The sequence below is a fragment of the Prochlorococcus marinus subsp. marinus str. CCMP1375 genome (genome assembly GCF_000007925.1).
In the GTDB taxonomy this organism is placed as follows: domain Bacteria; phylum Cyanobacteriota; class Cyanobacteriia; order PCC-6307; family Cyanobiaceae; genus Prochlorococcus_E; species Prochlorococcus_E marinus.
The window spans coordinates 780,294-805,400 of the sequence record NC_005042.1; the positions used below are offsets into that span (position 1 = coordinate 780,294).

Consider the following 25,107-nt stretch of genomic DNA (forward strand, 5'->3'; position numbering starts at 1 on the left):
CGTCATTCAGACACAAAATTACCTTTTTTGAGTAAAACTTATTTTTTGGACAGTAAAAAATTTAATATTTGTACCCTGCAACGAACAGAGCTTCATCAGATGATGGTTGAGACCCTGCTACATAAATCCCTTTTGACGCCTCGGAATTTGCTTGAGCTCTAGCCAGCAGAGCTTTCTGTCCAGCTTCTAAATTTTTGCCACCCCATTCTTTAAGACATGAGTGCTGAAGAGCCCTCCCATAAGAAAAACCTACATTCCAATTTGCTTTTCTTGGCTGTTTGTTCATTAAGTTCAAGTAAATAGAAGCAGCTTCTTCACTTAATCCTCCAGAGAGGAAAACAATCCCAGGCACAGATGCTGGTACACATCTTTCCATAGTCCTAATTGTTAATTCAGAGATCTTTTGAGGATCTGCTTTGTCTTTACAATCAGCTCCCTGAACTGTCATTGAAGGTTTTAAAAGAGTACCTTCTAAAAAAACACCATTAAGCTGACACGCCATATAAACCTCTTTTATTACCTCTTCTTGCACTTCGGCAGTTTTGTTTATGCTGTGAGAACCATCCATAAGTATCTCTGGTTCAATTATAGGAACCAATCCAGATTCTTGAACTGATCTCGCATAACGTGCTAGGCCCCAAGCATTTTCCTTTATAGATAGTTTTGATGGAGAACCATTATTTGTTATTTGTAGCACTGCTCTCCATTTAGCAAAACGAGCACCTTGTGCGTAATAGTCAGAAGACCTTTCCACAAGACCATCTAAGCCAGAACAAAATGTTTCAACATCATTACCACCCGCTAATGGGCGTAAGCCTTTATCAACTTTAATTCCTGGAATAACACCTAGTTTCTCAAGTTTCTTGACCATTGGTTCTCCATCAGGATGTGCCTGAAAAAGAGTCTCCTCAAAAAGGATTGCTCCACTTATGTATTCTCCTAGTCCCTCAGTGGTAAAGAGTAATCCTCTATAGGCTTTTCTATTTTCTTCTGTATTTTCTACATTGATAGATGCAAGCCTTTTCCCAATTGTTTTTGTAGATTCGTCTACTGCAAGTATCCCTTTGCCTGATGTGGCAAGAGAAGAAGCAGTCTTCTTTAATTCTTCTTTGTAATAACTAAGAGCCATTTTAATTTAGTGAAAATAAAGTTAGTAAATTTTTTCAGATCATGGGCTTAAGGTTTTCATTTAATACTCACTTCCAAGTATCAAAAAATACCTGCAAATAGATCAATTCTTCAATTAGTTTCTTTTTGAACGCGCTGATTAAGTGGACTTAGATAGTTAGTCTCATTCCAGATTTGTATGATTGATCAACCTTTTCACATACTCTTTGGCTTAATAAACCTTCCGTTAAGCCAGGAATTACTGGATTCCCTTTATTTATACTTTCAGCCCACCAATTTTGAATTCTTGCAACTGGAGCAATACGTCCATCTTCCCAAGTCCTATCAAAAGCAAGATTACTTACTGGTGTAATGGGACAAACCTTTTTACCTTTTTCACCAAACCATAATCCAAACCCATGAACATAATCTTTTTGATTATCGCTACCGAGTATTAAAGTGCCTTTGTTTCCATAAATCTCAAGCCAGAATCCTCTTCCATACCTTGAAACGGCTGAAAGTGTAACTTGTGCAGGAATTGGTTGCTGTGATTTGAAATTAGAAAGTTCTAATTGAGCCAAGCAGATATCTTCACTTGTCACATTTTCTAGTTTTTTGCTTTTGATAGAAGGTCTTTTTTGGATAGATGTTGATGTTAGTCCGTTTATGTTTTTAGTAGGACCAAAAAACCAATGTAATAAGTCAAAAGCATGAGTTCCAAGAGCACCAATGACGCCTCCTCCGCTTTGTTTTTCGGAATACCAATTCCAAGCTCTACTTTCATCAGCACGACTACTCATAAGCCAGTCAAGTTTTATTAACCAAGGTGTTCCTATAAGGTCATCATCTATCATTTGCTTTGCTTGCATGAAAAGAGGTACAGCTCTGTATTCAAAGTCAACAGCTACAGAAAGCTTTTTTTTAATTGATAAGCTCTGGAGCTCTAATATCTCTTCGCTATTTAAAGCAACTGGTTTTTCTAGTAGAAGATGTTTCCCTGCTTGAAGTGCGTCATACGCAAGTTTAAAACGAGGTTCTGGAGGAGTGGCAATTATTACTGCATCTATATCGGCATTATTAAGTAGGGCTGACCAATTGTCGTATCCCTTAAGATCATGAGTTTTACAAGCGTCATTTAAACGATCTGGTCGTGGATGCCATAGTGCAATTGGTTCCAGATCTTGACTTGAAAATAATCCTGGTAAATGTACTTTTTCTCCAAAACCTAACCCTGCCAATCCAACACCTATTTTTGATTTTTTATTTATGTTTGTAGATTGCATTTATTTAACTAGTAAGAGCAGGCTGATTCGATTGTCTCATCAATAAGTAAATCACCCTCTGAATTTTTCCAATTTTTTGTAAATTGATTAATTCCATCAATTGATTCATCAAAATAAAGCTTATTTAAGCAATCTATATTCATTATATAATCAATATCTTCAAGATTAGCTTTATTTTTACTACTATGAGGTCTAAAACGAGTGTGGATTGAGATCTTGGTTTCTGTGATTTTGTTTAGACTATCTTTATCCAACCATTGTTGACCAGCTTTTGAAGGAATAACTTCTATCCATTTAGAATCTAAAGCTAATACACTGTTATTTCTTTGTGGAGTGATTAATATACCTGAGATTAACAATAAGTAGATCCCGATTCTGATGATTAATTTAAACATTCAAGTTAGGTACTTATAGTTATTTTTTGGAATCCATGAAGACGTAATAGTTTCCCAAGTGTTTTTCTGAGTTCTGTGCGAGGTATGATTTTATCTACAAAACCATGCTCAAGTAGATATTCAGCTGTTTGGAAATTTTCTGGTAATTTTTCTCTGAGTGTCTGTTCGATTACTCTTCTTCCTGCAAAACCAATTAATGCTTTAGGTTCTGCAAGTATTAAATCGCCTAGCATTGCAAAACTCGCAGTTACACCTCCAGTGGTTGGGTGAGTAAGTAATGGCATATATAAAAGATTTGCTTCTCTATGACGTTCTAAGGCACCTGATATTTTTGCCATTTGCATCAGACTTAGCATTCCTTCTTGCATTCGTGCCCCTCCTGATGCGCAGACAATTAATAAAGGAAGCTTTTTTGATGTAGCTTTTTCTATTAGACGAGTAATTTTTTCACCAACAACAGATCCCATTGATCCGCCCATAAATCTAAAATCCATTACTGCTAGAGCTAAAGGTATTTCTTCTACTCTGCAGACACCTGTTGTTACACCATCCTTTAGACCAGTACTGGCTTGACTTTCTCTTAGCCTATCGGCATATGCGCGTCTATCTTTAAATCCTAGAGGGTCTATAGGAGCAAGATTCTTGTCTAGAGCAATAAAACTACCTTGATCAACTATTAATTTGATTCTCTCCTCGCTATTTATTCTGCTGTGATGCCCACAATTGCTACATACGTTTGCGTTGGTGAGAAGGTCTTTTCTATAAACAACTTGGCCACATTCAGGACATTTGCCCCATAACCCATCACTTTCCTCAGTTTCTTGGATGACTTTCCCAACGAACTGATCTTTTCTTCTTGCGGCAAACCAATCGAATAAAGACACAAGCTAAAGGATTCCTAGGTCTGTATGACTTTATTATCTTACAAATCCATCAACAAGCCAAAAGTCATTGCCAAGAATCCATACACTTTGAATGCCTATACAAATAAAAGGTGCAAATGGGAAAGGCTGCCATCTCTTTAGCAACCCAGTCAGTTGACCTACGACGGAGAATATTCCAGCAGCAATAAAGGCAAAGGCAATAGCAGTCCAGATACCATTTAATCCTAAAATTGCGCCTCCTAGTGACGCTAACTTTGCGTCACCTGATCCAAGCAATGTTTTATTTGTTGTTTTATGCGAAATAATGGAAATTAATTGCATTACTCCAAAAGAAGTAATGGAAGCAATCACATGCTTAATAATAAGCTCTTGATTAATATTTAATGGCCTTAGTATGCATGTTAAAATAATATTTAGTATACATATCTCTACAAGAAATTTAGGTATTCTTTGATTGAATATATCGTAAATAGAGATATAAAAAAGTATTCCCGCGATCGTGACATTTAGTTGAATTGAGGAATTGATAAATGTATTACTTGCAGTAAAAGATAATTGCATGTAGATGCAAATAGTTATTAATGTATATACTATAGAAAATAAAATTTTCATATACATTTTACAATCTACTTGCTAAACTTATAGAACTGATTAAGCAAAGTAAATTTATTATTGTAAATATAGTAATTAATTTAATCTATGCTGATTTCTTTTCTTCGATCATACGATGAATAATTGGCGTAAGTATTAGCTCCATAGCAAAACCCATTTTGCCTCCATTTACAACAATACTTGTTGGACTTGACATAAAAGAATCATTTATCATGCCTAAAAGGTATTGAAAGTCTATTCCCCATTTTTCTCTAGCTCCTTTACGAAAGTGAATAATAACAAAACTTTCATCTGGAGTTGGTATGTTTCTACATATAAATGGATTTGAGGTGTCAATAGTTGGAACTCGTTGAAAGTTTATATCAGTACGACTAAATTGAGGGCAAATATGATTAATATAATCAGGCATTCTTCTCAAGATTGTTTCTACAATTGTTTCTGCTGAATATCCCCTTTCAGCATTGTCACGATGAATTTTTTGAATCCATTCTAGATTAGTTATTGGAACTACTCCTACTAATAGATCAGCATACTTAGCAACATCATAATTATCTCCAACAACACCACCATGTAAACCTTCGTAGAAAAGTACATCAGTACCTTTGGGAATTTCTTCCCATGGAGTGAACTGACCGGGGATTAATTTTGTCCCTAGTCTTGAATTATGCTCTTCAGCTTCTTCTGGACTATGTAAATAGTATCTTTTTTTGCCACCTCCATTTTGTCCATATGTTTGGAAGAGTTCCTCGAGCTTGTCAAACAAATTTGCTTCAGGACCAAAATGAGAGAAATTTTCCCCTTTTGCAAGAGCCTCAGCCATTGCTTCTTTCATAGGACTTCTTTCAAATCTGTGATAACTATCCCCCTCTACAACAGCAGGTATTATTTCTTCCCGAGCAAAAATATGCTCAAAGGCTCTTTTTACGGTACTTGTACCAGCTCCTGATGAACCTGTAACAGCAACTACTGGATGGCGCTTCGACATCTCTGCTCTGTCTTTAAAAATTACTTATAGATTTTCGCAGGTCATAGTATTAGTTTTGGATTGTTCGAGACACTTTCTTAATCTTGTAATTTATATTCCATTAATTGCTTTGATGATTTGGTCTCCCATTTCCCTGCAACCTAATTTTGTATTTGATTGATCTCTATTTAAATCAATTGTTCTAAATCCTTTTCCCAGAACCTTATCAATGGCATTCTCTAGATCTGTAGCTGCTTTATATTCCATCAAACCTGTTCTCAGCATCATTGCTGTTGAAAGAATCATTGCAATCGGATTGGCTAAGTTTTTGTGAGCGATATCAGGTGCTGAACCATGTACAGGTTCAAAAACGCCAGGACCATCTTCTCCAAGAGATGCTGATGGGAGCATTCCTATTGAGCCAGTAAGCATTGCGGCTTCATCACTAATAATGTCCCCAAAAAGATTGCTTGTAAGTATTACGTCAAACTGAGCTGGTTCTCTAACTAATTGCATTGCTGCATTGTCTACATACTGATGAGTTAATTCGATATTGGGATATTGTTCTTGAGCCTTTATAACTCTTTCTCTCCAGAGTTGGCTTACTTCCAGTACATTTGCTTTGTCGATAGAACATATCTTTTTTCTTCTAGTTTCTGATAAATCAAATGCTATTTTAGCGATTCTGTCTATTTCATAATCTGAATAAGTCATAGTATTAAAAGCCCTTTCACCTGCTTCTTCAGTAGAAATTCTTCCTTTTGGTTGGCCAAAATATATACCACCAGTTAATTCTCTTACGACGACTAGATCAACATCTTTGATTATTTCACTTTTCAATGAACTTGAACTTATTAAGGCTTGACGTATTTTTATTGGTCTTATATTTGCAAATAGGTTTAGGCCTGCTCTTAAGTTAAGAAGGCCAGTTTCAGGCCTGAGATCCCTGGGAAGATCGTCATATTTCGGATCTCCTATAGCTGCTAGGAGTACGGCATCACTTGCTTTACATGAATTTAGAGTATCTTCAGGTAGTGGTTTCCCTGTTAATTCAATAGCTTGACCACCAAATGGTTTCTCTTCAATGGTGAAAGTAATACTATGTTTTTCACTTAAGGCAGCAAGTATTTTTTTTGCAACAATTGAGATTTCAGGACCAATCCCATCGCCAGTTAAAAGGGTTATTTTGTGAGAGGCCATTAGGTGACTTTTCGGCTTTTATTTTTCAATTCTCTAATCTTAAACAGAACCATTAAGTTTCTTAATTACTTTTGCCAGTTCAGGCAGCTTTTTGAAATTTGCTGCACATCTTAACCAAAGCTTATTTGGGATAGCAGGAAATCCGCTAACTACTTGCTCAGGTTCGATATCAGTATGAATACCGCACTTGGAGCTTGCTATTACATTTGAGCCTACCTTTACACGATTTCCTACTCCAACTTGGCCTGCAAGAATAACCCCATCTCCTATTTTTGCCCCACCTGCGATACCTACTTGAGAAGCCATTGCACAATGGTTGCCAATTTGAACACCATGTCCAACTTGAACTAGGTTGTCTATTTTTGTCCCTGAACCAATGACAGTGTCACCAACAGCAGGTCTGTCTACAGTTGAACAAGAACCTATTTCAACATTATCTCCTAATATTACTTTTCCTGTTTGAGGCATCTTTCTCCAGCCTCTTTTTGTTGGAATAAACCCAAACCCTTCTGACCCAATAACTGCATTTGAGTTGATTATACAATTATCTCCTAGATTTGAATATTGATGAATAACGCAATTTGCATGTAACTCGTTATTTTTACCTATAACAACATTTTCATAAATCACTACCCCTGAGTGAATAATTGAATTATCACCAATTCTGGTATTTGAATCAATGCATACATTTGCACCAATATATATGTTTTTTCCTATCTTTACATTATTACCTATGACAGCAGATGGATGAATACTTTCAGGGAAAACTTTTGTAGGATTAATTTCTTCTAATATTTCTGCAAAAGCAATTCTAGGGTTTTTAACTGTTACCCAAGCAATATTCTTTAAATCTAATTTTTCTGTTATGTCAACCTTTTCTCCAAGAATTAGTGCTGAAGCTTTAGTTTGATTGATTTCATTAAAAAGATAGCTCGCATTCTCAATAAAACTAATTTGATTTACTTCTGCTTTCTCGAGAGAAGCTGCTGAATTAATTTCAGGATTAGATGATAAATTATGATCTATTAGACCAGAATCTCCATTATTTAGAATTTCTATTAATTTACTAAATTCCATAATTAAATAAATAATAAGAAGCTGATAATTTGTTAAATAAGTAATTCACTAGAAAGTACTAGAACATCTCTGTGAACAACAACAGGGTATTGAGTTGATTTTATACGATTATTTATAAAACGCCTAATTGACTCACTGCTTATTGAACTTATTCCTTTAGCTATTTCTATTCCTTCAAGATTAACTATTTTTACAGGTTGGTTTTTTGCAAAATCCCCATCAATATTAATTATGCCAACAATAAGAAGAGACGCCCCTTTATTTTGAATTGCATTATAAGCACCATCATCTACATGAAGTGTCCCTTGAGGATATAAGGCATGGGCAAGCCAGCTCTTCATTGTGCCTATTGGTTTTGGATTTGGATGAAATACTGTTCCTCCGCGAGAACCTTTTAAAATGTCTTTTAGAATTTTTGGCTCTCTCCCATCAGCAAGATGAACTGTTATTCCATTTTTGGTGGCAATTTGAGCAGCTGTTAACTTAGTTTTTATCCCACCCGTACCCCAATTATTAGATTCATTTGAATTGCTTTGTATTTGTATTATTTCATTTGAACTATGTACATCAGTTATAGGCTTTGCATCTTTATCAAATTTAGGGTCAGATGAATATAATTTATCTATATCAGTTAGTAAAACTAATTGATCTGCTGATATAGCAGTAGAAACTAAAGCAGATAATGTATCGTTATCGCCATACCTCAATTCTTCATTAGCAATTGAATCATTTTCATTGATAATTGGCAACACTTTCCAATCAAGAAGTTTTTTTATAGTTAAGGAAGCATTTTTAAAACATCTTTTGGATTCGAAATCAGAACGTGTTAGAAGTATTTGCGCTACATTGTATCCATATTTCTTCATAGCACTTTCATAAAGTGACATCAGATAACCTTGCCCTACTGCAGCTGCTGCTTGTAGGGAATTCAGGTCGTTTGGTCTAACCTTTAATCCAAGTCGATTGCATCCCAGGCCAACAGCACCACTAGATACAATAATTACTTGGTCACCTTTAGCTTTAGATTCAGCTATAAATCCACAGTATGTTTCTATTATTTTATTAGTACTAAATTCTTTATTACCTCTTAAAAGGCTTGTGCCTATTTTTATTGTCCATAACGTCATCTCTTACTAACTCCCATAATTAATTTAGCAAGACTTTTTTCTATGAATTGAACATAATTAATATTTTTAGATTTTCCATTTGACCCGATTGCTTTTACTAAGATTGTATATATACCAACTCTATTACCTCCTAATATATCAGTAAAGATTCTATCACCTATTATTGCTATTTGTGAATTTTCTAAGTCTATCTTATTTAGACAGTTTAATAGCTTTTTTTTTCTAGGTTTTCCGGCTCCAAACGTAAAGTTAATATCTAACTGTGATGCAATCCTTTTGATTCTATTTCTAGAAGGGTTATTGCTAATAAGATGAATAGAACAATGTGTTTTAGTATTCATAATCCATTCCTTGACTGAAGTATGAACAAGTTCTTCACTTCTAGGAAGAAGTGTACCGTCTACATCTATCAAAAGAGCTTTTATTCCCTCTTCTCTTATTCTATTCTGAGGAATATTTGTTATAGGAATCCCACTATCCCAATTTGCCTTTAATAATTTATTATACATTTCCTTTAGAAATCTCTTTTTTCAAGTTCTGCTTCAATTAGTGGTTGAATTTTGTCAAATTCTTCACCTTCTAATACAGTGGCATTACCATCAATTATTTTCCCAACAATAAAGAAAGGATCTAAAGGTATATAAAGACCATATTCATCATCTTTAACTTTGAAATTTACAAGTAATTCATATAGTTCTGAATCTTCATCAAAATCTTTTTCCTCTAGTTCTTCTGGTTCTGGCTCATCAAGTTCACCTGTAATTGTAAGGGTTACGGCTGATCTGATTAATTTCAAATCATATTCCTGAAGTACAACATCTGCTACTTCAAGAATAGGTTCCTTCTTTTCTATTGTTTTAATAAGTTCAGGATCATTGTCTTCTCTAAGTCTAAATAAAGAGACTGGTGTATCTACCGGTGTCAAAAGTACATATTCTACATCTGATAAAGGCACGATTTGTTCTAGAAAACAAAGCAGCTCATCGCCCTTGCTATCTACAACGAGAAGGGTTGGGACTTCATTATTTTTTGGTGATTGAGAATCTGACATAATTTGCGGAATGTTGTGGAGTTTTGGTTCTCAAAATTTGATTCTTGGAGAGTCGAGCTTTGAAACAGGTTGAAGTTCTGGTCCTTCTCTTAACCACTGTTCAAGTAGAAGAGCAGCGACTGCGCTATCAAGCTTTCCTGTACGATCATTTTGGAGATTGTACTTTTGCCCAGCATCCCAACTGCTGCTGTGTTCATTCACCCAAGCTAATGGTAAATCAAGTTCCTTTGCAATTTTTATTCCATAGTTTTGGCAATGAATTGATTGAACAGTGTTTTGTCCACTTTCATCGAGAGGTAATCCTACAATCAGACCCTTGATTTCCCTTTCTATACATAGTGATTTGATTAGCGTTAGATCCTTTTGAAATGAGATTCTATGTATTGGAGATAGCGCAGTAACTGTTATCCCAAGAGGATCACACCCAGCCAATCCGATCCTCTTATGACCATAATCAAAACTAAGAACTGAAGTTGGTTTAGGTCTAACCAATTTTTATCGGGGGGGTGATTGAAGGGGAAGGAAGTGGAGAATTTCCTGGGTTTAGTTCGCCTAGCATTCCTTCTATGGTCTTAAAATTTGATGAAAACGCTGTTTTATTTTTTCTTCTTAAATTACTTTTACCGAGAATAATATTTTCAATGTTAGGCTCTAATCCAATTGACTTCAGTATATTATTTACATAATCATCCTTACTATTTGTCTCGATAATAATCTCGTTTTGATTTATGCAAATAGTTTTTAATATTTCAGGTATAGCATAAGTTAAACGAGAATCCCAAACTAAATCCCTAATTAGCTTTAGAGTTGTTTGATCTTCAGGGAAATCTTGTGGAATCAGTCCAGCTATGACATTGAGATCAGTCCCTTCTTTTGATATTAAGACCCCACTAAATTTATTTGCTTTTTCTATAAGATCTGTTGATTGACGATCAATAATTTCTCTATAGTTAACTGACTCACCTGCCAATTCTATTTTCCAAAGTAGACGAGCATTATCTTTATTTATCTTTTCCCAACGAAATGAATTTGGTAATTCTGCTTTTGAATATGAGAGTACCCTGTCCTTGTTATCGAGGTTTATAGACCAACTCCGGATCATTTTTTGGGGTTGAAATCCAAGTTCTCTTAAAATTGAAAGTTCTTCTATATAAGAAGAGGGACATTTTATTAACCAGTTCTGAATTGATTTTGGCTCAAGTTCTAAAGATGCTTTTATAAGCCTTAATTTGATTTCTCTAGGTGTATTCCATTTTGGCTCAGAAAAACATTTAGGTAGCGAAAAAGACCAGCTAGTGCCCCTCTTGTTAATCGGTTTGATATTAATAGACGCTATTAGCTCATTATTCTCAACAGCTACTAAACAAATTGGCTGTTTCTTTGACATTAAAAAGGCTGGAAGGATATCTTCTGCACGAGAAAGCCAATTTTTCAGAAGCAGTAAGTGTAAAGAGGCTAATCTATTAGGTTGCTTTTTCAGAGCGAGAAAATATAGGTGGCTAATGCGAAGATAATCCACCTTGATAGCTCTTCTACTTAGCTTTTGCAAAGGGGAAAGTAATGCCTATCCCAAATGTATCTATATTTTTGATCTTTTGACTTAATTGTATTACGAAGGCCTAACTATCACTATGGGCGTTTGTTGATCTGCATTTCCTGCTGGATTTGAATGTAATGCTTGCTTTAGAAGTGATAAATCGACACCCTTGCTTGATGCCAAGACTTTCACTTTCCCTAAGTCATTTACATCTACAACCGCAACATGAACTCCAAGGCTTCTAGAGACACTTTCACAATAATCTTTTGAGTGAAGTGGACCAAGCACTATCATTTGATCATAGGGAGGAGTAGTGCCTGTTATGTCATCTATTAACCTTGCTTGCTTTCCAGCTAATCGATAAAACACCCCTTTAACTTTTAAAATCTTAAATATAGATCCAATAAATAAAGCAAAAATAACTCTTAAAACTCCTACTTCATTAATAAGTGTTTGCATCCCACAAGCTGTTGCTAAACTGCTTGTGGGATGAAAGAAAATGCATAATAGCTTTGAAAAATAGGTTAGTTTTAGTGAACTAGGGTGATGGTATCTACCTTGCATTATTGCCAAAGGTGTCTCTCCTATAGTTACAATATCACCAGGTAATATTAGTTCAGAGGTGTAATTATAGATCAGTTTCATTGGGTCATCTAGGATACCTAGTTTGTGTGTCTTGATAGCTAAAGTTGTAATTTTACTAGAATCTTCAAGATCTAAATATTTCTTATTGGGAGAAGAATCCAATGGTAAAGTTAAAGGTATTACAAAACCATCAAGTCTTTTCTCTCTTCCAAATGGTCCATAGTTAATCCATACAATCTCTACCCATATACTATCTAATTGTTTTAGTAAGTTTGAATCCTTTTTGTGCTCAATATTTAGCCTAATGTTAATATTTGTATGTGATTTAGATTTAACTATATAAGCCTGCCAGTAGTCATCTTCTCTAGGAGACATGTCAGGATGATTTGGTGTGATTTTTGTTTTTAACTTAAATTTACTTAATCTTCTATTTCCTAGTAACTTTGCTTCTACTTTAAATTCAGGAATCATTACTTCGATTCTCTTATCAGGATTACTGATTTTTATTGTGCCTATAATTTCTATTGATGATTTCTTTTTATTCGTAAACCATTTCTCTGGTTTAAGTATAAGCGGAGAAGATTTAGTTGTTATCTTATATGAATAAATGAATATAATGATTATTACTATTGAAATTAGTATTATTATATTTGTCATGTTTATATGATTATAGCTTATATATAATTAAAATAATATTCTAATTATATTAGATTTAAAGGAATCATTCATTTAAAGATTAATTATTTAATATTATCTTAACTAACGTGGATCTGTATATCCATCTTTAGAAGCATCACTATTGTATTCGTTAAAGCTCTTGATAGATATATTGAAATCTGGTGCTTCTAATCCAGAAGCCAAGCTTATTGCAGAATTGATCTTTTCGATTGGTATTTGTCCTTCTTCATCTAGCAAAATATTACCTTCTCCATCTAGAACTACTAATTGTGGTATTTTTCCATGCCAATAATAAGCAGGGTTGGTAATATCATCTGTCATTCCTCTTGATAATTCATCTGTTGTTAAAGGAATAATATCTATTGAAGATGTCCAAAGTAATTTTAGTCCAGATACAACTGGAGCAAATTGTTTACTGTTGGCGTCGTCATCAAGATAAAAAACAATAACACTAGTCCTTTTATTATTTAGCGAACTTTCTATTGTTGATTGAGGTGGTACTAATGATCCATTTCCGGCATATATTGGGAATATATTTCCGTCAAAACTATTGGTATCTCTTGCTGCAAATGCAGGAGATACTAGTAGAAAGACTAGAGATAGAATAAGAGTTAAAGCAAAAGAGGTGACTCTATACATTATGTTTAGATGGATAATTTAAATCTATGCTGTAGAGATCTAGAAGTTGAATAAGCGATTTATCTTGAAATAGTTCTACCCATACCTTGCGCAATACCTCTACCTACTAAACCAATAGCTCGACCTAATACATTTGTTAGCAATACAACCATCAAATCGCCTATATATTTCAATAATGATTGAAGTTGCGGCGCCAGAGCATCCCTTGTTTCTATCAAAAGAGTTACTTGCTTTTGCCACCAGCCTAATCTTCGTAAATCATTATCCCTCGGCTCATTTATAAGGACAGATTCAATATTTCCTTCATTAAACTTAAATAGTTGACGTTTACTTTCATATAGCTGAATGGGATGATCAATAAGATATTGCCACCTGCGTTGATAATTTAATTGATTACGAAGTTTTTCAAGTTCTCTTGTTGAAATAAGGGATGGCTTTAGGAGATACTCTCTAAGTTCAGGCCATTCTGAACATGCACTAATTAGTTCTGAACTAATTATTTCAGCTGTACGTATTAACCAATTCATGATCAACATCTCTAATTTTATTAAAGCTCTTGGATCATCTGGAGGGAGTAGGTTGCCTTCTAATAGTAAAGGCTTATTAAGTATTAAAGAGTCCAGCATTAGAGAGGGGAAAGGTAATTCTTCATCAACTTCATTTAAATCAATTATCTTTAAAAGTTCTTCTGAAATACTTACAGACTCACCATTTAGAAATAGTCTCGAGTAATTTCCAGTAAAGTCTCTTAATGATTGTTTCCTAAGTTCAGGTTCTAAGGAGAACCAAGAATCAATATAAGCTTGTTCTTTAGTACTCACATCTTGGAGTTTGATTAACAAATAATCAAGTTGTTGTAAAAGGGTTGAGAAAAGAAGTACTTGCTTTTCTTGTCTGAGCCCTTGTATAGCAAAGATATTCTTACTTTTATTAGTTATTTTATGCTCAATAGATTCTTTTATATGTTGATGAATTTCATTCCATATGGCCTTTGTATTCTTTTCTGGTATTGTTATACTAGTAGAATATGATTTTTTAATATTATATTTATGACTGTTATTTATTGTTAGCGATGAATTGATAGGAGACCAGAACCAAAGTAATAATGAACGAGCACTTTTAACCTCTCGTCTTCTTGCTCTTATTGCCAATAAAAGCAAGAAATTTTTATGAGAGGAATGTTCTAGCAAGTCTAATTTGCTAAGTTCCATGTTTGTGTTTTCAAGACTATTTATTAGTAGTTTTTTTCTAAGGTCAAAGACTGGTGCTTTTTTTATCTGGCTTCCATCAATGGATTCATTGAGTCTTATAACTCTACCTCCACCTAATAGAGTTGATATTGTTTCCTTTACTAATTCAATGTCTGGATCTTGAAGGATTCCATCGCATTCAAAATTAAGTATTTGCGATGATCTAATAGTTAGTTTTGTAGGTAATAGCAAAAGTATAGGAGCTTGATTCCATCTCTTTCTTAGACGTTTCAACTCAAGTATTGTTGTATTTGCATTTTGAACATTTTCTATTGACCAAATGATAAGTGATGGGTGTTTATTTAGGTCTTCCTTTTTAAGGCAAAATTTTAAATTTAAATCATCAGAACCTAATTGAAGTGATAGTGATTCCCCAAGTAAGTCCGGTGCTAAAAGCAGTACTTGTTTAGGAGCGCCTTCAATCAATTGATTTGCCAAATAGCCTTCAACCTAAAACTTAACTAACTTTCTCCTTCTCTTCCAGTCCTTTTTAGGCTTAATGACTTTTTCTAGATTTAATCATTTCGGGAGATTATCAAGCTTGATCCTTATTAGCATTCACTATATCTTGGAGATCTTGGTTTTTAACTACTTTTAAGGCTTCTGCTAAATCAAACGCCCCATCGTAAAGTGCTCTACCAATAATCAAACCATTAATACCATTTTGTTCTAACGGTAGTATAGAAAGTATATCTGAGATGGAGCCTATCCCTCCCGATGCAATGAGGGGGACAGTAGATATTAAAGCTAGTTCTCTAAGAAAATCTAAATTTGGACCCATCAATGTCCCATCAGTAGAAATATCTGTGCAAATAATTGCCGCGATATTTGTTTGAGAAAATCGTTTTACTAGTTCAGTAGCATCCATTTCGCAATTATTTGTCCATCCTCTAGTTGCAACTTTGCCTTCTTTTGCATCTATACCTACAACTATCTTATTGGGATGTTTTTCTGAAAGCTTTTCTATGATATTTGGATTTTCAATCGCAATTGTTCCTAGGATCACTCTATCGACTCCGAGTTCAATTAAATCCTCAGCTCTTTGGATAGTCCTTATTCCCCCTCCAATTTGAATCGGTATAGATAACTTTTCTTTTATTTTTCTTATTGCCGAGTCATTAAGTGGTTCTCCTGTTTTAGCACCATCTAAATCCACTAGATGTAGTCGCTTTGCTCCTAATGTTTGCCATAAAAGTGCTTGCTGGGAAGGATTGTCGTTAAATTCAGTAACTTCGTTGTAGTCACCTTGGACTAATCGAACGCAGCTGCCTTTTAGTAGATCAATGGCTGGAATAATTTCAATCACAAACAATTTTTCTTCTTTATATATCCTGCATTGCAAAGGTTTTGTTTGCCAAGCACTTAACGCGCTTCAATAGAAAAGTAATTCGCTTTAACATTTTGAAGATCCTTATTATGGGAGGCACTCGCTTTGTAGGTAAGGCCTTGTTGGGTAAATTACAAGAACAAGGGCATGACCTAACAATTTTTACTAGAGGAGTGAATTCCCTCCCTTCCAACGTTAGACATATTCAAGGTGATCGAAATGGAGATGAAATTGAGAAATTAAATGGTCTTAAATTCGATGTAATCATTGATAGTTCCGGGAGGACAAAAGATCAAACTAAAAAAGTTTTAGATATTACGGGTCCTCCTGCGAATAGATTTCTCTATGTCAGTTCTGCTGGAATCTATGCAGATAGCGAGACGTTACCATTAACGGAGGATTCTAAAGTTGACTTAGAGAGTAGGCATATTGGAAAGGCAGAAACAGAGAATTGGCTGAGGTTATCAAAGGTTCCCTTTACTAGTTTTCGACCAACATATATTTATGGAGCTGGAAATTACAACCCAATAGAGAAATGGTTCTTTGAACGTATTTTAAATGACCGACCCATACCAATACCTAATGAAGGTAATACAATTACTCAACTAGGTCATGTTAATGACCTTGCTGAAGCAATGTCATTATCTTTAGAAAAAGAAGTTTCTAATAATCGTATTTATAATTGCTCGGGCAAAAAAGCAATTACTTTCAGAGGATTAATTTACTCTTCTGCTTTAGCATGTGGTAAAGACCCTAATGATATTAAACTTTTCTCATTTGATCCTTCTAAAATTGATAAAAAAGCACGTAAGATATTCCCTTTAAGACTTAATCATTTTTTTACAGATATTAGTTTGATAGAAAACCATTTAAATTGGTCTCCAAGAATAGAGTTAAACGAAGGCTTACGTGAAAGCTTTCAGAATGATTATTTAATCAATAAAAATGAAAAGCCAGATTTCAGTTTAGACATTAACTTAATTGGTTATTAACATAGTTATAGGAAGAAAGGATTGCAATAAATAAAGACACCCAGAAAAATATTATGCCAATAACATGAAGGCTTGTTGATAGGTTATAATTAACAAAAGATATAGGAGTTAATAATATTACGCTTGAAAAAAGAAGAGATGTTTTAATCTTTCCTAAAATTGAAGCAGGACCACCCCTTCTATCATTGCTCCTCCAGGCTGTAACAACTAGCTCTCTACTAATTAACAACCAAACTGACCATAATGGAATTACATTGTTCTTGGCCAACCAAATAATTGGTGCCAAAAGCATTATCTTGTCTGCTAGCGGATCAAGTTGAGCCCCTAGCTTGGATCCTCCGCCTGCTTTTCTTGCTAACCATCCATCCATCCAGTCACTAAAAGCTCCTAACAAAAGTAATATCCATGCGACTAATATTTGATCTATAGAAAGTGCTATAAGTATTGGAACCCCTATAAACATTCTGGAAATTGTTATTAAATCAGCTAATTTTCTGTAAAGGCTAGGTTTTAATACACTCATTTATTTATTAGAACTTTTTGATTAAGCATTTAGTTAAATATCTCTATTAATTTGTAGCATTTCAGTTCTTATATTAGCTTTCTTTTACATTATAGTTAAAAAAAAGCGTAAATGGTAGTTTTTATGTAATTATTATAATAAAAATAAAATCAAATGACATCTTTCCTTCTGTTTGTTTTAGCAGCGTCCTTGGTAGCTATGCTTTACATTGTTCGTCGCCTTGAAGGGAATTAATTTTATGTAGTTAGGAATTCTTATCTTTTATACATAGTTTACCTTCTAAATATGAATAGACTAAAATTAAACCCTGGCGTTGATCTTAAACTTTCTATTGCAGAATTTGCTCGTAAAAATAATATAAATGGTTTTATAGTTGGTGTTGTTGGTGACCTTTCTAAGGCAGTAGTTCAATGCCCTAAAAATAAAACAAAGACTTCTTTTGATGGAACACTTGAAATAATAAGTTTAAATGGAACTATCTCACCAGAAAGTGTCCATTTGCATTTAGCTATTTCAGATGGAGACTGTCGTGTATGGGGAGGGCACTTGGAGCAAGGAGCAATCGTACTTAAGGGAGCAGATATTCTAATAAACTCTCAGGAGAGCAAACTTACAACTACCAATTTGACTTCATTTGTCCTTGAAGTAGCAACTCTACCTAATTGTCCATGGTCTAATAATATAAAAAAAATTCTTTCTACTAATAAAATACCTCACAAAATTATTAATATAAATAGTGACGCAAATTTCGAATCTATTAAAAAGAGAAGTGGTAGTTCTACCTTTCCACAAATATTTCTAGATGGTGTTTTCCGAGGAGGATATGATGATTTCTTGGAACTATATCAAAAAGGTGATCTCTATAAATAATAAATGAATTTACATTTATCAAGTTTTACTAAGAATCATTATTGGGATTCAAAACCTAAATGGTGTCAGCCATGGTCAATTATAATTACAGGAGTTTTATCTATAATAATTATATTTGTAACCTTTAAAAATTTCTGGCTTACTATTATTGCTTCTTTTTTAATTACTTTGTGGTGGATTTTATTTTTATTTATAGCACCTATGATTTATAACATCGAGCTTGTTCAGAGCGAAAAAGATGAAGAATAAAGACTTTAATATAAGAAAATTATTAGTAGATGACATAGATACTGTTACAAACTGGGCTAGAAATGAGGGTTTTGCTCCTGGTCTAGGTGATGTTGACATATATAGAAATACTGATAACCAAGGCCTATGGATTGGGTCCATAAATGACAAGCCTATAGGATGTATTGCTGGTATAAAATATAATCAACTTTATGGTTTCTTGGGTTTATTCATTATAGATAAGATATATAGAGGTAATGGATATGGGGTTCAATTATGGAGGCACGTTTTAAATAAGCTAGACACAATAGATTGTATTGGTATAGAAGCAGCACTTGATCGAATAAATGATTATGAGAAATGGGGGTTTAAATCATCTTCTATAACTACTCGATGGCAAATATCTTGCTTTAATCAAAGTCTTAATATAACTAACTATGATTTTTATTCTAAGAAATACATTCTCCTGGAAGGTTCTGAGATTCCTCAAGATATGATACAGGAATACGATAAAAATAAAGAATATACTCCTAGACCTCATTTTCTTTCTGATTGGCTTTCACACCAATCTGGAACAGTCCTAGCTCTAGTGAATAAAAAAGGTCTATGCGTAGGCTTTAGCAGAATTAGACCTTGTTTACTTAGAAATGGTTCAGGATATCGTATCGGACCTTTAATAGCAGATACACCCGATCTTGCGTCTTATCTTTTAAGCAATCTAACAAGTCACTATTCAGGTGTGATTCTAATAGATTCTCCTGGACGAAATACAGAATCAAACAAATTATTTAGGTCGCTCAATTTCGAGCCTATTTCGCATACTGTGAGGATGTATAGAGGCAATCAGCCTTCAATTTCAATGAGGGAAATATATGGCTTGGCTTGTCTTGAGTTGGGTTAGTATTTATATAAAGTAAATCACATATTAGTTTTTTAGTTATTACGTAAGCCTTTTTTTTCTTGGCTAAGTTCATTCTCTAATTGTTTAATTAACCTAGATACAAGCGATTGGAATTCCGGCTGACAGCCTTTAAATGCAGCTTTGTGGCGAATAGATTCATTTCTTGTTCTTAGGTCCGTAAGCATTAGCTGCAATGAATCGATCTTAGGATTTGTTTCCATCTTTATTTTTATGGTGTAATTAATTTCCTACGATATTAAAGCCTTTAATAGCTTCTTTCATAGAGATTCTTTTATTTTCTTCATTACTAGTTATTTCTATAATATTACCTATTGAAGAAGTTGTTTTCAGTGCTTCTATGCATGATTTTGCAACTAATCGTCTTGGTATGGAACCTTCTTCTTGTCTTTTACTACTTGTATATTTTATAGATTGTTTATTCAGATTATCTTCTGTTTCGTTAAGCCCACCAGGTCTAATGATAGTCCAATCTATTCCACTGTTTATTAACTTCTGTTCTCCTACTTTTTTCCAAAGTAATATAAGTCCAAATAGATTTAATGGATGAAATAGCTTACCTACGCATAGTGAACTGACTAAAATAATTCGCTTTACTCCCACTCGCTGACAACTTTCTACTTGCTGAGCAACACCGCAGGCATCAATTTTAGCTGGTCCAGTAAGGTCAATACTAGGCCTGGCACCTGTAGCTATAAAAAGAGTGTCTATTGCATTTAAAGCTTGATCTAGCTCTTCTTTATTGAAACCAGATAATCTATTGATTTGACATGATTCCAAAGTAGAGGGAATAGTGGAATTTTTTCTTGTTATTAAACTAACTGTGTAGTTACTTTTGAGAGCTTCTTCGGCTATTCTAAAACCGGTTTTGCCAGAGGCACCACTTACAGCAATCTTCACTTTTTATCAAATAGCTAAACATTATTAGACATATTAACTTTATTTTGTTTCTACTGTGATTAAATATTTTGTAAATGTCATTATTAGGCTTTTTTACATAATATACCTTTTTTACGACTTGGGAATAGTTCCTTACATAACTCACACTTTGTTCCATTACACCCTCTTGCACTACAGTATTCGCGCCCATAAAAAATTATCTGTAGATGTAACTTATTCCATTGATCTTTGGGGAATATTCTTTTGAGGTCTACCTCAGTTTGTTTCACACTTTTACCAGAGGTTAGTCCCCATCTTTGAGCTAACCTATGAATATGAGTATCAACAGGAAAAGAAGGTTCTCCAAATGCTTGCGCCATGACAACACTAGCTGTTTTATGGCCAACCCCTGGAAATGACTCGAGTATTTCAAAACCCTTTGGCACAATATTATTGAACTCTCTAGCGATACTTTTTGATAGGTTATATATATTTTTAGATTTTGTTTTAGCGAGTCCAAGCTGTTTTATACATTCATAAATACCTTTTTGTCCTAAATTGTATAAATCTTTAGCATTATCACCCCTCTTAAATAATTCTGGAGTTATTTCGTTGACTTTTTTATCTGTAGATTGTGCACTTAGCAGAACTGCTACAAGTAAGGTATAAGTATTAGTATGATATAAGGGAATAGGTGGATTAGGATATTTCTCATCTAGCCTTGTCATTATCAATTTTGCTCTTTGCAGTTGGTTCATGTTATTTGCTCCCTTAAACCGTGAATAATGTTCATCTAGAGGTTACTAACCTAAGCCATGGCTATGGAGATATTTCAGATAACGGACTAACTCTTAGTGGAATAAATTTATCTCTAGATCAAGGAGAACTACTAGGCCTATTAGGTCCCTCTGGTTGTGGTAAAACTACTTTATTAAGGATAATCGCTGGATTTGAGAAGCCTTGTGAGGGTTCAGTTGTCTATCAAAATAAAAATATATCTTCACCGTCATATGTTTTACCGCCTGAGAGGCGAGGGATTGGAATGGTTTTCCAGGATTATGCTCTTTTTCCGCATTTGAATGTATGGAAAAATATTTGTTTTGGATTAACAAAAAAACATGACATGAGTAGAGCTAATTGGCTTTTAGAGTTATTAGGTCTTCGTGAATTTAGAAAGCGATTTCCCCATGAACTTTCTGGCGGACAACGACAGAGACTTGGTTTAGCCAGAGCATTGGCTCCAAGCCCTTCTTTAGTGTTATTAGACGAACCATTTAGTAGCTTAGATGTTGAAGTCAGATATAGACTCCGCAATGAACTATCTCGTGTGCTTAATTCATGTTCAGCCTCGGGTATTTTAGTTACTCATGATCCCCAAGAAGCTCTTGGTATATGTGACCGTGTCGCTGTAATGAGAAAGGGATCTATTGAGCAATGTGCTTCGGCTATAGATCTTCTTACAAAACCAAAAACACCCTTTGTAGGTAACTTTGTTTCACAAAATAATTTAATTAACATTGTACATAAAAAAGATGATTTTTCAACACCCTTTGGCTCAGTCATTGTTAAACCTTATCTACTTAAGGCAGAACCTAATATTTTAATGGTAGACCAAGATTCAATTGAAATTAGTTACTCTGAAAATGGTAAAGGTTTAATTAAAAGTAGAGAATTTAATAACAATTCTTGGATATTTAGAGTCCAATATGGAGAAAAAATACTAAGAGTATCAATGCCTATAGATTCAGATTTGTGCATTGGCAATAATTGCGATATTAAATTTATCTCAGGCAAATATGGTTACCTTTTCCCTGGATGTATATCATGTGTTCTCAAGTCTTAAGTAATTTGATAAAGTTCAAACAACTATTTACAGCATTTACATTTTCCACCTTTCCAATTTGAACATTTTTGACGCTTACATTTTTTCTTCTTATTATGATATATACCGTATTTTTCTCTAAGGGATATAGGCATAGATATAGATTCAAAATACATTTAAAACAATTTCCCTATAGCAACTGATATTCATTATCATCTCATGATTAAGTAAAAAGTAGCTTGACCTTTAATTTTTATATTTATCTTGTATCATTTGTTGTAACAAGTTAATTGACATTTAGAGTTTATTACTTGTATCTGATGATTTCCCTTTTTCTTTATGGCTGATACAACTCTGAAGAGGCTGAATATGACTTCTAGTTCAGCGGGTCGTGCAATTGCACAACCCATGGATCCTGCGTTGGTTGAAATGCTTTATCACCATTTAACTATGGAGAGAAATGCTAGCGCACAATACTTTGCAATTTCAATATGGTTCTTAGAGAGAGATCTAAGAGGTTTCTCAGATTACTTTAAAAAAGAATCACTTTCTGAACATGAGCACTCATCAAAATTTGCTAACTATCTTGTAGCAAGGGGACAAACTGTTGTCCTTCATGATCTAGCAGCCCCAAAGCAAGAGTGGGAATCGATCGAAGAAGTTATATCAGATTCATTTCAGTTGGAGAGTGACGTAACTACTTCTGTTCAACAGATATATTCAACAGCTGAAAGGTCAAGTGATACAAGGACTAATGTTTTTCTAGATCCAATTATTGATAATCAGACTAAATCAGAAGATGATTTTGCTTATTTATTGTCTAGAGTTAAACTCGCTAATAACGAAGCTTCAGCAATTTTAATAATAGATGGAGAACTTTCTTAATTAAATAAATAGCTATCAATAGTTAAATTATTTCTTATAAATATAATCAAGGGGCCTTTGGCATAGTTCGTATAGAAATTGTTTAGAGATGCTTAGTTCTGCATTATTTATAAATTCATTTGAAATATGTTGTAATTCACTTTGCCTGTGCTTTAATTCTGTAATCTCTTTGTCTAAGCGAACTTTTAAAAGTTGATTTTTACAATTTTGAAGTGAGTTTGTAACCTGTTTATACCTTTCTCTTATGTAATCAATCTCTCTGCATAAACTACCAATTAAGGAGTCGGAAATAGTTAAGGAATTATACATTTTTATTATGCAGATAATGGTGATTCTTCTATAAATTCAGGAGCCAAACTTAAAGTACTTTCTCCAGAAGGCACCATTAATAAATCTGCTGATCTAAGTCTGCTGATTAATCTTGTGGAAGTTACTCGTGTTGAGCCAATTAATTCACCAATTCTTTCGTGTGTAAGCCTGAAAGGCAATTGACACCAGTCACCACAGCGCCTGCCAAGTCTATTAACAAGGAGAGCAAATAAGGCCTGAAGTCTTTGCTCAGCATTTCCTAAATGCCTAATTCTTAAAAGCTGTAATGTCCATTCATTGACAGCATCAAATCCATTTAATTCAGATGCTTCAGTATCACTTCTAAAGCAAAGTGTAGTTAGAGCTTCTACACAAATTCCTTCACTACATAATCTGTCAGTCCTTAGTTGATCGCCAGATTGTAGAAAGGCCAGAGTCATTCCTTCTGTTTCCTCGCAAGGACAATAAACTCTTGCTATACCGTCAAGAACCTCTAAACATGAACCACCTGTACGAGCAGATGGATCTATAAGAACTGTTTGGCCAACAGCAAGCCTTACCTTTGGCACGGGCCCGTCTGGAAGGAATCTGTAATTCATATATTTAATGGTTACTTCTGCTAATGAGAATAAATATCAAAATACACTAAAAGAGCGCGCTTTTGCAACCGATTCTCAATAGCAACATGCCTGTTGAGAGATTCGTTCTTTTGATAACCTGGATAGTGACGAATGATACGAACTTTGTCGTGAGTTGCTCATGAAAAAGGAATGTAAGATAAGAAAAGAATTTTGTTTAAAGCAATAAAAAAAGAGCCTCTTTAATAAAAAAGAGACTCTTTTGATTTTGAGGATTAAGTAAATCTATGCAAAAGCACGGATGATTTAATTAACCAGCTGTGATTTTGGCGCTTTCCATATTGTCAAACGCTTTACCAACTCGTTTGAAGTCGAAGCCCATTCCTCTTAGTGCATGCCATAGATGACCTTGCAAGAAGAAGAAACCTAGATAGAAGTGAACGTTTGAAAGCCATGCTCTGGCTGTATGCGCATCGGCTGGTAGATCTGCAGTATCAACAAAATAAGGCGCGAACTCAAACTTAAGACTCAGTACCTCACCATAAAGATCTGTTGGGTAAATTGTGGTATTTGTTGCACACCAGAAAGCTGCAACGAATGCACAGTAAGCTACTCCAGCTAAAGAGTACGAGAGCACTGATTCCGCTGATAAGAGTCCTTTGCCTTTGAATTCTGTGTATTGACCATATTGTTTTGTAGCAATATGGAATGCTCCTCCAATTATTAGGAAAAAAGCTAGAAATGCATGACCACCCATAACATCTTCCAAACTATTTATGGTTAAGAAGTCTGCTTGGTGATTCCAAATCATTCCAAGGTCTAGATTGTAATTAACTGTTCTAGTTATACCTTGAGCAGAATCGTAGATTCCATGAATTCTTGCCCATTCAACGAATTGAATGTTTCCTAGACCCAAGAAGATTAAATGATGTCCAAGAATAAAAGTAAGCCTGTCTGGGTCGTCCCATTCAAAGTCAAACTTTTTAGCTCTGGAACCTTCTGGATAATTTCCGAGATCTCCTTCATATCTCATGGAATGTAAAAGGCCACCAGCGCCAAGTACACCAGAAAAAATTAGGTGAAGAACTGCTATAACAGTACAACCATATGGTTCTGTAATAACACCATTTGAGACACCTCCAATGCCAAGACCAGCTAGATGTGGAAGGCAAATAAGGTTTTGATTACCCATCGGAATCGATGAGTCATAACGAGCGAGTTCAAAGAGAGTAAAAGCTCCTGCCCAGAACATCATCAAACCAGCATGTGCTGCATGAGCTGCGATGAATTTTCCTGAACGGTTCGTCGTCCCTGAGTTGCCCGCATACCAAGCGTAGGTAACGTTTGGGTTCCCGTAGGTCTGCACGAGAGTAATTTGTTAAAAGG

Annotated in this window: 29 protein-coding genes; 6 read left to right on the plus strand and 23 right to left on the minus strand. The window is 34.5% G+C overall.

What is annotated here, in order from left to right; genetic code table 11:
- Positions 1-61: 61 nt before the first annotated feature.
- The 17 genes from PRO_RS04220 to hisA form a co-directional block, all read right to left on the minus strand.
- The gene (locus PRO_RS04220) at positions 62-1,129 is read right to left on the minus strand and encodes a class I fructose-bisphosphate aldolase (protein ID WP_011125008.1); all 1,068 of its coding nucleotides are present in this window, start codon (positions 1,127-1,129) and stop codon (positions 62-64) included.
- Positions 1,130-1,277: 148 nt separating this feature from the next.
- Entirely contained in the window at positions 1,278-2,390 is a 1,113-nt protein-coding gene (locus PRO_RS04225) for a Gfo/Idh/MocA family protein (RefSeq protein ID WP_011125009.1), read from the minus strand.
- 8 nt (positions 2,391-2,398) lie between these two features.
- The gene (locus tag PRO_RS04230) at positions 2,399-2,785 is read right to left on the minus strand and encodes a hypothetical protein (RefSeq protein WP_036892224.1); all 387 of its coding nucleotides are present in this window, start codon (positions 2,783-2,785) and stop codon (positions 2,399-2,401) included.
- Between the two features lie 5 nt (positions 2,786-2,790).
- Complete coding sequence (gene accD / locus PRO_RS04235; protein ID WP_011125011.1) at positions 2,791-3,669, minus strand: acetyl-CoA carboxylase, carboxyltransferase subunit beta; 879 nt, start codon at positions 3,667-3,669, stop codon at positions 2,791-2,793.
- A 33-nt stretch (positions 3,670-3,702) separates the two neighbouring features.
- Entirely contained in the window at positions 3,703-4,230 is a 528-nt protein-coding gene (locus PRO_RS04240) for a prepilin peptidase (RefSeq protein WP_052044448.1), read from the minus strand.
- A 136-nt stretch (positions 4,231-4,366) separates the two neighbouring features.
- Positions 4,367-5,266 carry a phosphoribulokinase gene (locus tag PRO_RS04245; protein ID WP_011125013.1) on the minus strand — a complete coding sequence of 300 codons (900 nt, stop codon included), beginning with the start codon at positions 5,264-5,266 and terminating at the stop codon, positions 4,367-4,369.
- 90 nt (positions 5,267-5,356) lie between these two features.
- Positions 5,357-6,445 carry a 3-isopropylmalate dehydrogenase gene (leuB, locus tag PRO_RS04250; protein WP_011125014.1) on the minus strand — a complete coding sequence of 363 codons (1,089 nt, stop codon included), beginning with the start codon at positions 6,443-6,445 and terminating at the stop codon, positions 5,357-5,359.
- Between the two features lie 39 nt (positions 6,446-6,484).
- Positions 6,485-7,522, minus strand: coding sequence for a UDP-3-O-(3-hydroxymyristoyl)glucosamine N-acyltransferase (lpxD, locus tag PRO_RS04255; RefSeq protein WP_011125015.1), 1,038 nt, complete (start codon positions 7,520-7,522; stop codon positions 6,485-6,487).
- A gap of 32 nt (positions 7,523-7,554) precedes the next feature.
- Positions 7,555-8,649: a glutamate 5-kinase gene (gene proB, locus PRO_RS04260; RefSeq protein WP_011125016.1), complete on the minus strand. Its 1,095-nt coding sequence runs from the start codon at positions 8,647-8,649 to the stop codon at positions 7,555-7,557.
- Positions 8,646-9,158: a YqeG family HAD IIIA-type phosphatase gene (locus tag PRO_RS04265; protein WP_011125017.1), complete on the minus strand. Its 513-nt coding sequence runs from the start codon at positions 9,156-9,158 to the stop codon at positions 8,646-8,648. The genes proB and PRO_RS04265 overlap by 4 nt, the downstream gene beginning before the upstream one ends.
- Before the next feature lie 5 nt (positions 9,159-9,163).
- Complete coding sequence (locus PRO_RS04270; protein ID WP_011125018.1) at positions 9,164-9,700, minus strand: DUF3727 domain-containing protein; 537 nt, start codon at positions 9,698-9,700, stop codon at positions 9,164-9,166.
- Positions 9,701-9,730: 30 nt separating this feature from the next.
- On the minus strand, positions 9,731-10,192 hold the full coding sequence (gene ruvX, locus PRO_RS04275; RefSeq protein WP_011125019.1) for a Holliday junction resolvase RuvX: 462 nt from the start codon (positions 10,190-10,192) through the stop codon (positions 9,731-9,733).
- Complete coding sequence (locus tag PRO_RS04280; protein ID WP_164923227.1) at positions 10,185-11,087, minus strand: hypothetical protein; 903 nt, start codon at positions 11,085-11,087, stop codon at positions 10,185-10,187. The genes ruvX and PRO_RS04280 overlap by 8 nt, the downstream gene beginning before the upstream one ends.
- A 222-nt stretch (positions 11,088-11,309) precedes the next feature.
- On the minus strand, positions 11,310-12,479 hold the full coding sequence (locus PRO_RS04285; RefSeq protein ID WP_011125021.1) for a hypothetical protein: 1,170 nt from the start codon (positions 12,477-12,479) through the stop codon (positions 11,310-11,312).
- Positions 12,480-12,581: 102 nt separating this feature from the next.
- Positions 12,582-13,139, minus strand: a complete 558-nt coding sequence (locus PRO_RS04290) for a thylakoid membrane photosystem I accumulation factor (protein WP_011125022.1) — start codon at positions 13,137-13,139, stop codon at positions 12,582-12,584.
- 59 nt (positions 13,140-13,198) lie between these two features.
- The gene (locus PRO_RS04295) at positions 13,199-14,815 is read right to left on the minus strand and encodes a DUF3685 domain-containing protein (RefSeq protein ID WP_052039729.1); all 1,617 of its coding nucleotides are present in this window, start codon (positions 14,813-14,815) and stop codon (positions 13,199-13,201) included.
- Between the two features lie 109 nt (positions 14,816-14,924).
- Positions 14,925-15,692: a 1-(5-phosphoribosyl)-5-[(5-phosphoribosylamino)methylideneamino]imidazole-4-carboxamide isomerase gene (hisA, locus tag PRO_RS04300; RefSeq protein ID WP_036892343.1), complete on the minus strand. Its 768-nt coding sequence runs from the start codon at positions 15,690-15,692 to the stop codon at positions 14,925-14,927.
- A 113-nt stretch (positions 15,693-15,805) separates the two neighbouring features.
- Here hisA and PRO_RS04305 point away from each other — a divergent pair, with 113 nt between their 5' ends.
- Entirely contained in the window at positions 15,806-16,708 is a 903-nt protein-coding gene (locus PRO_RS04305) for an NAD-dependent epimerase/dehydratase family protein (protein ID WP_011125025.1), read from the plus strand.
- On the opposite strand, the gene pgsA is transcribed toward PRO_RS04305, so the two are convergent.
- Positions 16,689-17,231 carry a CDP-diacylglycerol--glycerol-3-phosphate 3-phosphatidyltransferase gene (gene pgsA / locus PRO_RS04310; protein WP_011125026.1) on the minus strand — a complete coding sequence of 181 codons (543 nt, stop codon included), beginning with the start codon at positions 17,229-17,231 and terminating at the stop codon, positions 16,689-16,691. The genes PRO_RS04305 and pgsA overlap by 20 nt on opposite strands.
- A 285-nt stretch (positions 17,232-17,516) precedes the next feature.
- Between pgsA and PRO_RS04315 the strand changes: the two genes are divergently transcribed.
- From PRO_RS04315 to PRO_RS04320, 3 genes are read left to right on the plus strand one after another with little or no spacing between them, the layout of a single operon-like run.
- A complete protein-coding gene (locus PRO_RS04315; protein ID WP_011125027.1) occupies positions 17,517-18,101 on the plus strand; it encodes a PCC domain-containing protein in 585 nt (194 codons plus the stop codon).
- 3 nt (positions 18,102-18,104) lie between these two features.
- Positions 18,105-18,350 carry a DUF6737 family protein gene (locus PRO_RS09645; RefSeq protein WP_011125028.1) on the plus strand — a complete coding sequence of 82 codons (246 nt, stop codon included), beginning with the start codon at positions 18,105-18,107 and terminating at the stop codon, positions 18,348-18,350.
- The gene (locus tag PRO_RS04320; protein ID WP_011125029.1) at positions 18,340-19,230 is read left to right on the plus strand and encodes a GNAT family N-acetyltransferase; all 891 of its coding nucleotides are present in this window, start codon (positions 18,340-18,342) and stop codon (positions 19,228-19,230) included. The genes PRO_RS09645 and PRO_RS04320 overlap by 11 nt, the downstream gene beginning before the upstream one ends.
- Before the next feature lie 32 nt (positions 19,231-19,262).
- Here PRO_RS04320 and PRO_RS04325 read toward each other — a convergent pair whose 3' ends face one another.
- The 3 genes from PRO_RS04325 to PRO_RS04335 form a co-directional block, all read right to left on the minus strand.
- Positions 19,263-19,451: a hypothetical protein gene (locus tag PRO_RS04325; protein WP_011125030.1), complete on the minus strand. Its 189-nt coding sequence runs from the start codon at positions 19,449-19,451 to the stop codon at positions 19,263-19,265.
- Between the two features lie 19 nt (positions 19,452-19,470).
- Positions 19,471-20,148, minus strand: coding sequence for an SDR family oxidoreductase (locus PRO_RS04330; protein ID WP_011125031.1), 678 nt, complete (start codon positions 20,146-20,148; stop codon positions 19,471-19,473).
- Positions 20,149-20,231: 83 nt separating this feature from the next.
- Positions 20,232-20,885, minus strand: a complete 654-nt coding sequence (locus PRO_RS04335) for an endonuclease III domain-containing protein (protein WP_011125032.1) — start codon at positions 20,883-20,885, stop codon at positions 20,232-20,234.
- Between the two features lie 20 nt (positions 20,886-20,905).
- Here PRO_RS04335 and PRO_RS04340 point away from each other — a divergent pair, with 20 nt between their 5' ends.
- Together PRO_RS04340 and PRO_RS04345 are read left to right on the plus strand one after the other, a co-directional pair.
- Positions 20,906-21,970: an ABC transporter ATP-binding protein gene (locus tag PRO_RS04340; RefSeq protein ID WP_011125033.1), complete on the plus strand. Its 1,065-nt coding sequence runs from the start codon at positions 20,906-20,908 to the stop codon at positions 21,968-21,970.
- A gap of 318 nt (positions 21,971-22,288) precedes the next feature.
- Complete coding sequence (locus PRO_RS04345; protein ID WP_011125034.1) at positions 22,289-22,834, plus strand: ferritin; 546 nt, start codon at positions 22,289-22,291, stop codon at positions 22,832-22,834.
- 314 nt (positions 22,835-23,148) lie between these two features.
- Here the strand turns inward: PRO_RS04345 and PRO_RS04350 are convergent, their stop codons facing one another.
- Entirely contained in the window at positions 23,149-23,742 is a 594-nt protein-coding gene (locus tag PRO_RS04350; protein ID WP_011125036.1) for a Crp/Fnr family transcriptional regulator, read from the minus strand.
- Positions 23,743-24,031: 289 nt separating this feature from the next.
- Positions 24,032-25,087 carry a chlorophyll a/b binding light-harvesting protein gene (locus PRO_RS04355; RefSeq protein WP_011125037.1) on the minus strand — a complete coding sequence of 352 codons (1,056 nt, stop codon included), beginning with the start codon at positions 25,085-25,087 and terminating at the stop codon, positions 24,032-24,034.
- Positions 25,088-25,107 lie beyond the last annotated feature (20 nt).

Bases quoted from the DNA above. Each gene is read 5' to 3' on its own strand.
- PRO_RS04220 (WP_011125008.1), bottom strand. From the start codon at position 1,129: ATGGCTCTTAGTTATTACAAAGAAGAATTAAAGAAGACTGCTTCTTCT.
- PRO_RS04225 (WP_011125009.1), bottom strand. From the start codon at position 2,390: ATGCAATCTACAAACATAAATAAAAAATCAAAAATAGGTGTTGGATTG.
- PRO_RS04230 (WP_036892224.1), bottom strand. From the start codon at position 2,785: ATGTTTAAATTAATCATCAGAATCGGGATCTACTTATTGTTAATCTCA.
- PRO_RS04240 (WP_052044448.1), bottom strand. From the start codon at position 4,230: ATGCAATTATCTTTTACTGCAAGTAATACATTTATCAATTCCTCAATT.
- PRO_RS04245 (WP_011125013.1), bottom strand. From the start codon at position 5,266: ATGTCGAAGCGCCATCCAGTAGTTGCTGTTACAGGTTCATCAGGAGCT.
- leuB (WP_011125014.1), bottom strand. From the start codon at position 6,445: ATGGCCTCTCACAAAATAACCCTTTTAACTGGCGATGGGATTGGTCCT.
- lpxD (WP_011125015.1), bottom strand. From the start codon at position 7,522: ATGGAATTTAGTAAATTAATAGAAATTCTAAATAATGGAGATTCTGGT.
- proB (WP_011125016.1), bottom strand. From the start codon at position 8,649: ATGACGTTATGGACAATAAAAATAGGCACAAGCCTTTTAAGAGGTAAT.
- PRO_RS04265 (WP_011125017.1), bottom strand. From the start codon at position 9,158: ATGTATAATAAATTATTAAAGGCAAATTGGGATAGTGGGATTCCTATA.
- PRO_RS04270 (WP_011125018.1), bottom strand. From the start codon at position 9,700: ATGTCAGATTCTCAATCACCAAAAAATAATGAAGTCCCAACCCTTCTC.
- PRO_RS04280 (WP_164923227.1), bottom strand. From the start codon at position 11,087: ATGTCAAAGAAACAGCCAATTTGTTTAGTAGCTGTTGAGAATAATGAG.
- PRO_RS04285 (WP_011125021.1), bottom strand. From the start codon at position 12,479: ATGACAAATATAATAATACTAATTTCAATAGTAATAATCATTATATTC.
- PRO_RS04290 (WP_011125022.1), bottom strand. From the start codon at position 13,139: ATGTATAGAGTCACCTCTTTTGCTTTAACTCTTATTCTATCTCTAGTC.
- PRO_RS04305 (WP_011125025.1), top strand. From the start codon at position 15,806: ATGGGAGGCACTCGCTTTGTAGGTAAGGCCTTGTTGGGTAAATTACAA.
- pgsA (WP_011125026.1), bottom strand. From the start codon at position 17,231: ATGAGTGTATTAAAACCTAGCCTTTACAGAAAATTAGCTGATTTAATA.
- PRO_RS04315 (WP_011125027.1), top strand. From the start codon at position 17,517: ATGAATAGACTAAAATTAAACCCTGGCGTTGATCTTAAACTTTCTATT.
- PRO_RS09645 (WP_011125028.1), top strand. From the start codon at position 18,105: ATGAATTTACATTTATCAAGTTTTACTAAGAATCATTATTGGGATTCA.
- PRO_RS04320 (WP_011125029.1), top strand. From the start codon at position 18,340: ATGAAGAATAAAGACTTTAATATAAGAAAATTATTAGTAGATGACATA.
- PRO_RS04325 (WP_011125030.1), bottom strand. From the start codon at position 19,451: ATGGAAACAAATCCTAAGATCGATTCATTGCAGCTAATGCTTACGGAC.
- PRO_RS04335 (WP_011125032.1), bottom strand. From the start codon at position 20,885: ATGAACCAACTGCAAAGAGCAAAATTGATAATGACAAGGCTAGATGAG.
- PRO_RS04345 (WP_011125034.1), top strand. From the start codon at position 22,289: ATGGCTGATACAACTCTGAAGAGGCTGAATATGACTTCTAGTTCAGCG.
- PRO_RS04350 (WP_011125036.1), bottom strand. From the start codon at position 23,742: ATGAATTACAGATTCCTTCCAGACGGGCCCGTGCCAAAGGTAAGGCTT.